This is a genomic window from Paenibacillus sp. FSL R7-0273, assembly GCF_000758625.1.
GTDB lineage: Bacteria > Bacillota > Bacilli > Paenibacillales > Paenibacillaceae > Paenibacillus_AQ.
This window is the reverse complement of the sequence record NZ_CP009283.1, coordinates 7038629-7051227: the sequence shown is the minus strand read 5'-3', so window position 1 is coordinate 7051227 and position 12599 is coordinate 7038629. Positions and strand designations below refer to the sequence as shown.

The window sequence follows — 12599 nt, the reverse complement described above, 5'->3', positions numbered from 1 at the left end:
GTTAGCACAGCTTTTATGAAATTGCAGTATTTTTCACGAAAATAATGAAAGAATTGGTGTAATTTCTTTCAATGCTGCCAGTGTGCGGGGCCGCTAGGCATCCAATAGTATCCTCCGGGTAACTACATCACGCGAAAGTGCCTACTTCCTTTTTTGACTGTATGAACTTACACTAAGTCCAGAACTTACAAAACTATACCGAAAAAGGAGCTACTATATATGAAATTGCAATTAGCGCTTGATCTTGTTGATATCGCCGGAGCCAAGGAAATCGTCTCGGAGGTTGCTGAGTTTATTGATGTGGTAGAGATCGGTACTCCGATCGTTATTAACGAAGGGCTGCATGCGGTAAAAGCGATCAAGGATGCTTTTCCTGCGCTGACGGTGCTGGCTGACCTGAAAATTATGGATGCCGGCGGTTACGAGGTGATGAAGGCGGCAGAAGCAGGTGCTGATATCGTAACGGTGCTTGGCGTATCTGACGACTCCACCATTAAAGGCGCTGTAGAGGAAGCTAAGAAAACCGGACGCGAGATCCTGGTTGACCTGATCAACGTTAAGGATATTGCCGGCCGTGCTGCCGAAGTAGATGCGCTTGGCGTTGACTATGTCTGCGTTCACTCCGGTTATGACCATCAGGCTGAAGGTAAAAACTCCTTTGCTGACCTGCAGGCGATCAAAGGTGTGGTTAAGCAGGCCAAAACAGCCATTGCCGGCGGCATCAAGCTGAGCACTCTGCCGGAAGTAATCGCAGCCGGACCTGATCTTGTCATTGTAGGCGGCGGAATTACCGGGGAGAGCGACCAGAAAGCAGCAGCAGCTGAAATGAAGCGCCTCGTTAGCCAGGGCTAATCGCTATGGATACTGCGGGCTACGCACAGGAGATTGTAGGAGAGCTGCAGCGTTCGGCGGCGGAGCTGGATGCAAGCGGAGCGGAGCAGTTCGCTGAGCTGCTGCAGCGGTCGGGCAAGATTTTTGTGGCCGGAGCCGGCCGCTCGGGCCTGATGGGCCGGGCCTTTGCCATGCGGCTGATGCATGCCGGCCGGGCGGCGTATGTCGTCGGCGAGACCGTGACTCCGGGAATCGAAGCCGGCGATGTGCTGGTGCTCGGCTCCGGCTCCGGCGAGACGAAGGGCCTGGTCGCCATGGCCGAGAAGGCCAAGGCTATCGGTGCGGCAGTCGCGCTGGTCACAATCGCGCCGGAGTCCACACTTGGCAGGCTGGCCGATTACACCGTGCAGCTGCCGGGTGCAACGAAGGAGGCCAGCGGGGAGCGGGCCACCATCCAGCCGATGGCTTCGCTCTTTGAGCAGACGCTGCTGGTGTTCTATGATTCCGTCATTCTGCGCCTGATGGAATGGACCGGCCAGACCACCACCCAGATGTTCGGCAACCACGCGAACCTGGAATAGAAATAACGCCTGTCCGGTATCCGGACAGGCGTTATTTGCTTTGTTTGGCAGACGCCGGGTGTTTAGGGCGGATGCCGTACTTTTTAACTTAATTGCACTTTGTGCAACTAAAACGCCTGTTTTTTGGCCCTTTGCCACTTTAGCTGCACTTTGTGCAGCTAAAATGGCGTTGAAAGCTGATTTTGAGCATTTTAGGCAGATTTAGTTGTACGGAATGCAGTTATGCGGCTGGTGCGGGTAAATGAGCTAGGAATAGATGTACAAAGTGCAGTTAAATGCAGCTGAGTGTAGCAAGAGCAGTACGAGTAGCTAAATGTAGTTAAGTATAGCTAAGTAGAGCTATGGTGACAGCCGCGTTACCGGATCTCTCTACGGGAGCTTGCTGAGCAACCTGAGTGGAGGTTTGCCAACGCAGGCTAACGATAATCTAACGATAATCCAACTAAATAATCACTCCCCGGAGTCTGTGCAGGACAGCGCTTTAAATCCGCTCGTTCCGCCACCCATTTCTCACTTTACTTCTTTCTTCACCTCAGCTTAACGCTTCAGCAGATCCTCGCGGATCGGTGTGAATGCATCCAGCAGCGCTGAGTCAGCCTCAAGCGCAGTAACGCCGTGCTTGGCGCCTGACGGGATAGCGATACTCTGGCCGGCTGATACGGTATGCTCTACTCCGTCGATGCGGAAGATGAAGCTTCCGCGCAGGCAGTAGCTCATCTGCTCATGCGGATGGCTGTGCTCGTAGCCCTCGGCACCCTTCTCGAAATGAACCTCCATCATCATCAGGCTCGCCGCCGCGTTCAGGATGCAGCGTTTAACTCCCGGCTCCGCCGGTTCCCATACTCCAAGGTTACTCATAATAAATTGCCTCCTTTAAGGTTTAAGGTCGGAATGATTGTATTCAGTTCAATAGCTTGGCGGTATTCTACGTCCATATTCAATTCTATTGTATTTCATACAGCAGAATTGAGAAATAGTGTTCAAATGAGCGCTGGTCAGCTTTATTGCGGAACAGCCATCCGGATTGCCCCCGGTTCAAGAATAAGGATTCCGGCAGCAGCTTCTTGTGCATGCTCAAACGCTTGAGCTGCCGCGTCTTCGCCGCCTGCCGCCGCGCCAAGCACGCGGAGCGCCGCGCCGCCCGGAACGCGGACCCGGCGGGTCCCGCCGGAGCCGTTGAGGGCGGCGACGCACCAGCCGCCGTCCGCGCGGCTGAGCTTATACAGCCGCACACCGTCAGCGGCGTCCGCTGGCTCCAGCGCCAGCGGCTCCAGCCGGAGCGCTGGTGTCCCTTCGTCGTGCGGCTGCAGCAGCACGACGAAGTCCTCGCCGGCGCGGCCGTGCACGCGGAAGTGCTGCTGCGCAGCCAGCGGGTAAGCACCGCCGACAGCGCCCTCGCCGGCAGTGACGGCCGGGCGCAGCGGCTCGGCGATCTGTGCATGGAGCCGCATGCCGCCGAGGCCGGCGGCGTCAATGGCCTGCTCCGTAATCTCTGCACCGCTGCTCAGCGTATGCAGATTCCAGACGCTCGCGGCGGCCGACTCAATCCGGTCCCAGACCAGGTAGGCATCGAAGCCTGCCTTGATGTACAGGAAATGCCGCTCATACTCGCCGGCGTGTACATCGGGGATGAGGCTTCTTGCATAATCCAGCTCCTCCGTGAAGCTGACCTCCCGGCAGACGCTTTTCAGCGGGCCGTCTGCGTAGCCGCCGGAGCCGTCAGCGAACTGGACAATATTATGCGCCGCACCGGATACATACCAGTGCCGGTCCCCGTTGTAATAGCCGCCGGTTCCGGCATCGAGGGTCAGCGGAACCCCGTTCGCCCAGATGGAGAAATGGCCCTCATCATGATGGGCGTGATAGGTCAGCGGGGATGCCTCGTAGATGGCATAATACTGCAGGTTCTGCTCCCCGCTGCGGAAGATGACATAGCCGATGCCCGGGTAATGCACGGAGCCGAGCTCCGGCATCTGCTCCGGCAGCTCCGGCTGCGGATAGAGCAGCGCGACCAGCGGCAGCGGGAACGCGCCGGTGTCCTGGACCGGTGCGCCTCCGCGCTTCCAGGTCCAGACCATCTCCGCCGCGAGCTGCGGGTCCTCCTCCGTGTAGAACGGGGCGGCGTAGCCGAGCAGGCGGAACCACTTCTCCTGCACGTTGGCATCACCGACGGCCGGGGTCAGCAGAACGGGTGCGCCGTCCGCACCGCCCTGGATCACGTCCTCTGCCGTCACGATGCCGAGCAGGAAGCGGTACATCGCCTTGACCTTGCCGCGGGCGAAATAATCAGTGCCCTTCAGCCGCTTAAGCAGCACGAAGAACAGGAAATAACGGTGCAGCACCGCGCCGTGGTACCGGACATTCTCCGGCCATGCCCCGTCCCCGTCAACCACCTCCGCCAGCTGCCAGTCCACTACGGAGCAGGCATGCTCCAGATAAGCGGCACTCTCCGGCTCCTGCGGGAAGAGTAGGGCGTAGACGCCGAGCCCGGTTGCCCGGTCGGCATTCCAGTTGCTGCGCATGCCGCCCTTCTCATCCGGAAAGGTAGGGAGATCGAACCGGTAGTAGGCGGTATCCATCATCATCGCTGCGATGTAGCGGAGATTGGCCAGCAGTGATTCCGACTCCTCGGCCGAGACTGCTGCACTTGCGGCAATCTGGTCATAGATAACCGATACGGCAGCCAAGCCCCGGCCGATATGAACCGCACCGTAGGTGTCATCGTCATGCCAGCCGTCCCTGCGGAAAATATCCATGCCCTGCCGCATATCAGCCAGCATATACTGCAGCTTACGCTTGGCCAGCCCGGCATACCGGTCTTCGCCTGTTGCCATATAGAGGTTGGCATCTGCACCGGCCGCCTCAAGCAGATAGGCCCAGTTGGTCAGCGTGTGCCGGTTAAAGAGCGGCGAGAGCAGCTCTGCGTCCAGCGGCTGCCCTGCAGCATCTATAAACACAACGCCGGCAGCAATCCCGCCGTTAACCATTGGCGCTTCCAGACTCAGCTCGGTCTGGATGCCGTAATAGTCGCCGGCCGATACCGGCAGCAGCTCCTCATAGCGCAGCACCGCCAGGCTGTCCTCCGCTTCGTTCCGGATGCGTACGCACCGGACCTCTTCCTCCGCTGCGCCGTCCGCCGGCGTTACGCCGGAGGGCTGCAGGCCGCTCCCGCCGCCGGGCAGCTGCTCCAGCCGGATATTACTGCCGATTCCCGGCTCCTGCGTCCAGCCGTCAAGCCCCTGCCGGAGGCTGCCGTTCTGAAGCGTGACCGGCAGGCCGAGCTGGGAATGCGTCAGCCGTACGCCGCCGATCCGGGCAACGCCCCGGCCCCGGATATGCACGGACAGCTTCAGCATGGCTGCCCCTGCCGGGGCCCTGAAGACGAACGGCTCGACCCGGAACACGCCGAGCCGGTGAAGCGGGGCCGCTGCCTCGCGCGCGGCAAACTGTCCCGACAGCTCCCGTTGTCTGGCGAATTCCTGCGCCGCTGCCGGCAGCTGGTCTATTCTGCTGCGGATTCCGTCCAGCTGATCGTGGTTATAGCAGCCGAAGGGGCGGGCTGCAGCTGTGCTTTTATATGCTGAGCTCATCGTTAAATGTAAGCCTCCCTTGTTCATCCGATTGTATTCGCAATCTGCTTTCTTCCATAAGTATAGCTGTACTGCGGGTTCATCAGGGATGGACAAACAGGCACAGGGGAGGGGACAATCCGACTTATTTTACAACATAAGAAAAGTGAATTTCTCCCCCTTACCGCAGTCGCTTTCTCCCTAACGGTCTTTCTGCGCAGGGACGTATCATTAGGATATAAGCGCAAGCCGAATAGACAGGAGGAACAATCAATGAATGGAACGAAACGTCAAATAAACGCCTGGACCTTTGTTGCGCCCAGCCTGATACTGACACTGATTTTTGGGGTATATCCCGTTTTCTGGGCTTTAAAGTACATGTTCTATGATTATCAGGGCTTCGGCACGCCGCTCTTCATCGGTCTGGACAATTTTGAACGTCTGTTCCGCGATAAGGATTTCTGGCATTCGGTAGTCAATACCTTTATCTACGCAGGCGGCAAGCTGATCATTACGATCCCGCTTTCGTTCATCCTGGCAGTGATTCTTAACCGGGCTCTGAAGGGCCGGCAGCTGCTGCGGGCGATTTATTTCATGCCTACCGTAATCAGTGCTTCGGTAATGGCGATTGTATTCTATGTTATTTTCAACTCCTATAACGGTATGGTGAACCAGCTGCTGCTGGGCGCCGGCATTATATCCTCTCCAATTGACTGGCTGGGTGCCAAATATGCCTTACTGACTGCAATCATCATTGCCATCTGGGGAGCGATCGGGAACTATATGCTGCTCTTTATCGCAGGCCTGCAGAATATTCCCGAGGATCTTTATGAAGCGGCTTCCATCGACGGGGCGGGCCCGCTGCGCAAAATGTGGAGCATCACCGTACCTATGCTGGGACCCGTGCTGCAGATGATTATCATGCTGGCGATCACCGTATCGCTGAAGGGCTACGAGAGCATTATGGTACTGACCGAGGGCGGACCTTACGGCAAGACGGAAGTCATGTACCTCTATCTGTATAAGCTGTTCTTCCCGGTTTCGAGCGGAGGCTCAAGCATCCAGCAGTTCGGCTACGGTAGTGCGGTCGGCTTCACAACTGCGGTTATCGTCGGGCTGATTACCCTGATCTACTTCTACGTTTCCAAGAAACTGAATGATATCTATTAAAAGAGAGGAGAATGAACAGTGAGCACATTACAAGCGGATACAAAAATAACTTCATCTCCTGCCAGTACAATCAAGTCAAAAGCGCTGTTGTCGCGGGTACTGCTGTGGATTTTCCTGCTGCTGGTTGCGGGCTTCGCCCTTTTTCCGATCATCCTTGCCTTCTTCGGGTCGCTGAAATCCAATCTGGAGCTGACCACAGGCACGACGCTGCTGCCGAAGGAGTGGAAATTTGAAAACTTCACCCAGGCCTGGACCTCGGCTAATTTTGCAAGGTTCACCTGGAACAGCATGTTCATCAGTACCTTTACTACAATAGGCACTTTGCTAATCGGAACAATGGCAGCCTATGCGGTAGCGAGAGTGGATTTCTACGGAAAACGGGTGTATGTGGTTATTCAGTCCTGCACCCTGTTCATTTCGATCGGTGCTGTTGTGCTCCGCCCGCAGTTCGATCTCATGGTTGCGCTTAATCTGCAAAAATCGCTCTGGGGCGTCATCATCATCCTGATCAGCGCCCATGCGACGGCCTTCTTCATGCTGATCGGCTTTGTACGGGCCATCCCGAAGGAGCTTGACGAAGCTGCGTTTATTGACGGCTGTAACTTCTATAGCGTATACTTTCGGGTTATCCTGCCGCTTCTGACGCCGGCCCTGGGTGTAACCGCACTCTGGACCTTCCGCGGCGCATGGAACGAATACATCCTGCCGCTGGTCTTCACGATGACCCAGCCTGCGCTCCAGACACTGACTGTAGGTCTGGCCGGACTGAAATACGGCGTCGGGGATGCGGCCCAGCCGCAGCTAATGCTTGCCGGTGCATGCTTGTCCATGCTTCCGATGATTATCGTTTATATTTTTGCCAACAAATCATTTATGCAGATGACGGCTGGCTCTGTTAAGGGCTAAGGCTGATACGGCGATTGTCCGGGCAGCCAGCCGGTGAAGGATGTGGAATCATGCTGAAGGCCTGGCTGTACCGGACCTCACTCAAAAAAAGAATATGGCTGTCATTCACCCTGCTGACCGTCTTTTGCATCTCAATAACCGGACTGGGGGCCTACTCGATTGCTTCGAGGGCGATGGAGCGCAACTCCACCGACCTGAACCGCAATGTGCTCAACCAGTCGGTCAATGTGCTTGACCAGAAGCTGAAGCAGATTATTGTGGCCTCCTCGACCATTATGCTGAGCGATGCCTACAAGCAGACCATAAGAGATATACAAGCGAATAATACAGACCGGTACTTTGCGAATTTCTCCGTGCTGCAGAACCCCTTTACCCAGGCGGAGCTGACGGAGAATTCCATTGAATCGATCCTGATCAGTACGCCCGGCGGAGATTTCTATTCCGCCGGTAATCTGCGTAGAACAGCGACTCCATTTATGGAGTCTTTGCTGTATCAGCGGATAAGGGAGAACCCGGAGTCGAACTGGGTGGAGAGCCATCCCGACGAGCTGTTTGCCGGCAAGCATCAGGTGATCTCTCTGCTGCTGCAGCCGCTGACGGAGAATTATGTGCCCGATGTATTCCTTGCGGTCAATGTGAAGGAGGATATTCTCGAGGATACCGTCAGCGGAGGCGCCAGCCTCGGCAATGCCAAATTCATGCTGTTGAACAGAACGGGAGACAGTGTCTTCGGGGATAGCGAACGGCCGGAATGGTCGCGCTCGGCTGATTTTATGGACCGCCTGCTGGAAGCAGACAGCGGCAACTTCGAGTACCCGGCGGCAGGCGGCACCATGCTGGTCAGCTATGCCGAGTCGGGTTATGCCGATGACTGGCTGCTGGTCAGCTACCTGTCCAAGAAGGAGCTGCTGGCGCCTGTCCGCAGCATCCAGTGGCTGGTAGTAATGATTATGGCCGGCTGCATCGTGATAGCCCTGTTGCTGTCCAGAACCCTGTCCGCCCTTTTGCTCGGGCCCCTGTTGAAGCTTCAGAAGACCATGTCGCGGGTAGAGCAGGAGGATTTGGGTGCCCGCTTCGAAAGCCCGTTCCAGGATGAGATCGGCGACGCCGGGCGCAAGTTTAACCAGATGCTGGACCGGATCGGCGAGCTGATCGTTGAGGTCAAGGATACGGAGAAGGAAAAGCGCAAGGCGGAGATCAAGACGCTGCAGGCGCAGATAGAGCCTCACTTTTTATATAACACACTCAATACAATCTTCTGGAAATGTGAAATGGATGAATATGAGGATGTGAAACAGATGGTGATTTCGCTGTCCGCCCTGTTCCGGCTGGGCCTGAACAACGGGCAGGAGATCACCACGCTGGGCCGGGAGCTGGAGCATGTGCGCCAGTACCTGAACCTCCAGCAGCAATGCTACGAGGGGCTGTTTGATTATACAATAACCGCCGCTCCGGAGCTGCTCGACCTGCCTGTGCTCAAGATCATTATCCAGCCGCTGGTGGAAAACTCCATTCTGCACGGCCTGAAGGAGCTGCGGGGCGGAGGGCTGATAACAGTCGCTGTGACCAGAGAGGATGGACAGCTTGTAATCCGGGTCACCGACAACGGGGCAGGCATGGACGCGGACAAGCTGAACGCAAGACTGAAGGAGCCTGTGAGCAGCGGGGGTTATGCGCTGACCAATATCTGCAGCCGTCTGCAGATCTATTACGGCAAGGAGGGCGGACTCTTGTTCCGCAGCAGCCCGAATACCGAGACCGAAGCGGTTCTCTCATTCCCATTGGAAGGTGGAGTTTATCCTGAAGCACGCTGAACCTGTTAAGTTATGCATAGTTGATGATATTCCGGCTGTTGTCCGGGGCCTGTCGCAGCGGATTCCGTGGGAGGAGCACGGTATTACAGTGGCCGCCACAGCGGCCAACGGTGAGGAGGGCCTGGTGGAGATCCGCAAGCACCGGCCTGATATTGTCCTGACCGATATCCGTATGCCCTTCACCGACGGGCTGGCGATGATGCGGACGATTCTGGCTGAGCAGCCGGAGATTAAGCTGATTTTCCTGACGGGCTATTCCGATTTCTCATATGCCCAGGAGGCGGTAAAGCTCGGGGCGTTCGACCTGATCGTCAAGCCGTTTACCCGGCCGCAGGTGCTCGAATCCGTCCTGAAGGCCAAGGAGGTGCTGGAGCGGGAACGCTCGCAGGCCGAGCAAATGCGGGGGATGGAGCAGAAGCTGCGGGAGAGCATGCCTTATCTGCGCCAGGAATACATGCGGCTCCTGATCCGTTACGGCAGCCGGCAGCAGCATCTGAGCCAGCAGTGGGATTTCTATGCGATTCAGATGAAGCGCAGCGGCTTTTGCGTGATGGTAGCGGAGATTGACTTTTTTGCCGACCGGACGGCTTCAATGCCTGTATCCGAGGTGGAGCTGATCCGCTTTGCGGTGCAGAACATTCTGCAGGAGACGATTGCCGCCTACACGGAGGGCATTGTGTTCCGCGAGCATGTGAATCAGTTCGTAATTGTCATGAATCCGCCGACTGCGCTTGATGCGGAGCAGCTTGCTGAGAAATGCCGCGAGAATGTCTGCAGGCATACCTACCAGACGGTGTCGATTGGACTGGGCGGCGGCGTTGAGGAGGCCGGACAGCTGTCGGTATCCTATGCCCAGGCCATGTCTGCGCTGACGAATACCTTTTTGACCGGGGGCAACAGCGTCTACCGCTATGTGGAATCGCCGGAGGCAGATGCCGCCCTTCCCAGATACTCCTATGATAAAGAGAAGGAGCTGCTCTACTGTCTGCGCTCGGCTAATCTGGCCAAGGCGGAGGAGCAGCTGGACGGGATCTGGAGCGAATGGGTCAGCTCTCCTGTCCTCCCTGATCCGGCTATCGTCAAAACCATGTGCCTGGAGCTGGCCCATTCTATTCACCGTGTCTTTTCCGACAAGGCCTCGGACGCTGAGGTTAAGACGCTGGAGAAGAAGCTGGCCGAGATGAACGGAGCGGCTTCCTTTGAGGAGCTGCGCAGGCAGATCCGCGATTTTTGCAGCCAGGGCTGTGCCTATGTGCAGATCCGCCAGACGAGCGATGCCCGTGTGCTGGTGGAGCGGGCGATCGCCCACATCAACGGCAATCTGCACCGCAACCTGTCAGTTGCTGATTGTGCACGCGAGGTGCATCTCAGCCCAAGCTATTTTTCCAACCTGTTCAAGAAGGAAATGGGCATGACGCTGGCCCAGTATATTATCAGCCGCAGAATGGAGAAGGCCAAGGAGCTGGTGCTTGAAGGCATGCAGGTGCAGGATATCGCTGTTTCGCTCGGTTATGAGGACCGGCCTTATTTTACTGAGCTGTTTAAAAAATATACCGGGATGACCCCCACCGACTTCCGTTCGAAGTACAGTTCAGCCGTACAGCGAGGAAACAGTGATTTCGTCTCCCCTGAATAGTTGTTTTCCCCTTCACTCACAACAGGGCAGTCATTTTATACTTTTTATATGAAATGAATGCGATTACAAACATAAAGGGAGGTTTTTTAGATGAAAAGAAATCAATGGATGCTGGCTGGTGCTTCACTGCTGCTGGCGGGTTCACTGGCCGGTTGTGCATCTTCCAATAATACAAACGCCGAGGCGGAAGAGGGTAATGCCGCTGCCGGGCAAACCAAGCTGGTCTACTGGTCGATCGACCGTCATGATTCCGATTTTATTGAGCAGAAAATCAGTGAATACGAGGGGCTTAACCCCGATGTAGATATCGAGTTCAAGGTGATGGCTGATAACTATGCACAGTCCGTGGATATTGCCTTCTCCAGTAAACAGGCGCCGGACATCCTGCGCGTGGATACAGGCAACGTGCCGACTTGGGTGAAGAAGGGCTATCTGGAATCCTTCGACGATTACATTACGCCGGAGATGAAGAGCCGGTTCGAGAGCATTCTGATTAATGAAAAGAACACCGTTGACGGTAAAATCTACACTCTGCCGAATATCGGCCAGTTCTGGCGCCTGATCTACAACGTTGATCTGTTCGAGCAGGCCGGCATTACCGAGCCTCCGACTACACTGGCTGAGATGGTTGAAGATGCCAAGAAGATTACCGAGGTTGGTAAAGCGAGCGGCGCATATGGACTTGCCGGTAACTTCAAGAGCGGCAGCGGCTTTGAGCGTATCGCTCATCCGATTACGACTCTAAGCAAGGCAGAAGGGCAGGAGGGCTTCAACTTCCAGACCGGACAATTCGACTTCGGCATGTACAAGGAAACCCTTGAGGCACTGCGCCAGATCGTTGAGGACGGCAGCATGATGCCGGGCTCGGAATCGCTTGATATTGACCCGCTGCGCGCACAATTCGCCCAGGGTAAAATCGGTATGTACTTTAACCACTCTGTAGAACCAAGCGTATACAAAACCCAATTCCCGACCGAAATCCGCTGGGCTGCAGCACTGCCGCCGACTATTGACGGCCAGCAGAACGGCGCAAGCCAGGTTATTTCCGGCAGCTACCTGGCAATGAGCAAGGATTCGGCCAACAAGGAAGCAGCCTGGAAGTTCATTGAATGGATGTACAGTGATGATGTGCAGACTGCTTACCAGGAAGGCGGATACGGCGTATCTGTTATCCCTTCTGTCGCTGCTGCTGCCAAAGCTCCGGATATCCCGGGCATCGAGTACTTCCTGCCAACCAAGTTTGACGGAATCTATCCGGCCACTCCATTCGGTGCTACTGAAGGACGTCTGGAAGGAACCAAGAAGATGGACGTGTTCAACAGATACATCTTTACCGGCGGAGACCTGGATAAGGAAATTCAGGATCTGAACACCCGCTACAACGCGGCGCTGGAAAAAGCAGTCGCTGCAGGAGACACTACAGTTGAAGCACAGCCGGACTTTAATGCAGCTAATCTGCAGGGAAGCCTGGTTATCGAGTAAAATCAGTTTATTAGACCGCAGGCCTTGAGCCTGCGGTCTTTGTGTTTGGTGAGTGTGTATGGCGATTGGTGTCTGGCAGCGGCGGGCCGGATGTCTGTGCGGATATCCGTATGGATGGCGGTGATGTGCGGGGGCCGGGTGTTTTGTAGTATGATAGGTAAGAAGGAAAGGGGGCCGCCTGCCTTGGCAACGGAAATTAAAGACCGTATTAATCTGCAGGAAATTAACTGCGAGAAGGAGCTTACGCTTGCCGTTATCGGGGGCAAATGGAAGCTGATTATCCTGTGGCATCTGGGCCTTGAGGGCACCAAGCGCTTCAGTGAGCTGAAGAAGCTCATCCCCCATATTACGCAAAAAATGCTGACCAACCAGCTCCGTGAGCTGGAGGAGGATCAGCTTGTGCTGAGAAAGGTGTATGCCGAGGTCCCGCCGAGAGTAGAATACTCTTTGACGGATTACGGGCAAAGCCTGCTGCCGGTGCTTCGGATGATGTACGACTGGGGTAAGGATTACGGGAACAATGTGGTCTGGAAGAATAACAGCCAGGCTGGAGAATAGCGCTGTTATCCGGTGAACGGGCAAGCTGTCGCGTTAGTGTACAGGATATAGA

Annotated in this window: 10 protein-coding genes; 8 read left to right on the top strand and 2 right to left on the bottom strand. The window is 55.9% G+C overall.

The window, feature by feature from the left end:
• Positions 1–219: 219 nt before the first annotated feature.
• Both hxlA and hxlB read left to right on the top strand, forming a co-directional pair.
• Complete coding sequence (gene hxlA, locus R70723_RS30280; RefSeq protein WP_039877823.1) at positions 220–852, top strand: 3-hexulose-6-phosphate synthase; 633 nt, start codon at positions 220–222, stop codon at positions 850–852.
• 5 nt (positions 853–857) lie between these two features.
• On the top strand, positions 858–1412 hold the full coding sequence (hxlB, locus tag R70723_RS30275) for a 6-phospho-3-hexuloisomerase (RefSeq protein WP_039877822.1): 555 nt from the start codon (positions 858–860) through the stop codon (positions 1410–1412).
• 537 nt (positions 1413–1949) lie between these two features.
• On the opposite strand, the gene R70723_RS30270 is transcribed toward hxlB, so the two are convergent.
• Both R70723_RS30270 and R70723_RS30265 read right to left on the bottom strand, forming a co-directional pair.
• On the bottom strand, positions 1950–2270 hold the full coding sequence (locus R70723_RS30270; protein ID WP_039877821.1) for a cupin domain-containing protein: 321 nt from the start codon (positions 2268–2270) through the stop codon (positions 1950–1952).
• A gap of 143 nt (positions 2271–2413) precedes the next feature.
• Positions 2414–5002, bottom strand: coding sequence for a heparinase II/III domain-containing protein (locus R70723_RS30265; RefSeq protein ID WP_039877820.1), 2589 nt, complete (start codon positions 5000–5002; stop codon positions 2414–2416).
• Between the two features lie 252 nt (positions 5003–5254).
• Between R70723_RS30265 and R70723_RS30260 the strand changes: the two genes are divergently transcribed.
• The 6 genes from R70723_RS30260 (at position 5255) to R70723_RS30235 (ending at position 12547) form a co-directional block, all read left to right on the top strand.
• The gene (locus tag R70723_RS30260) at positions 5255–6151 is read left to right on the top strand and encodes a carbohydrate ABC transporter permease (protein WP_039877819.1); all 897 of its coding nucleotides are present in this window, start codon (positions 5255–5257) and stop codon (positions 6149–6151) included.
• 87 nt (positions 6152–6238) lie between these two features.
• Complete coding sequence (locus R70723_RS30255; RefSeq protein ID WP_167336673.1) at positions 6239–7057, top strand: carbohydrate ABC transporter permease; 819 nt, start codon at positions 6239–6241, stop codon at positions 7055–7057.
• 50 nt (positions 7058–7107) lie between these two features.
• The gene (locus tag R70723_RS30250; protein WP_039877818.1) at positions 7108–8871 is read left to right on the top strand and encodes a cache domain-containing sensor histidine kinase; all 1764 of its coding nucleotides are present in this window, start codon (positions 7108–7110) and stop codon (positions 8869–8871) included.
• Positions 8846–10507 (top strand): response regulator, encoded by a 1662-nt coding sequence (locus R70723_RS30245; protein ID WP_052421525.1) that lies wholly within the window; start codon positions 8846–8848, stop codon positions 10505–10507. Before R70723_RS30250 ends, R70723_RS30245 begins: the two co-directional genes overlap by 26 nt.
• A 90-nt stretch (positions 10508–10597) precedes the next feature.
• On the top strand, positions 10598–11989 hold the full coding sequence (locus R70723_RS30240; protein ID WP_039877817.1) for an ABC transporter substrate-binding protein: 1392 nt from the start codon (positions 10598–10600) through the stop codon (positions 11987–11989).
• Positions 11990–12172: 183 nt separating this feature from the next.
• On the top strand, positions 12173–12547 hold the full coding sequence (locus R70723_RS30235) for a winged helix-turn-helix transcriptional regulator (RefSeq protein WP_039877816.1): 375 nt from the start codon (positions 12173–12175) through the stop codon (positions 12545–12547).
• Positions 12548–12599 lie beyond the last annotated feature (52 nt).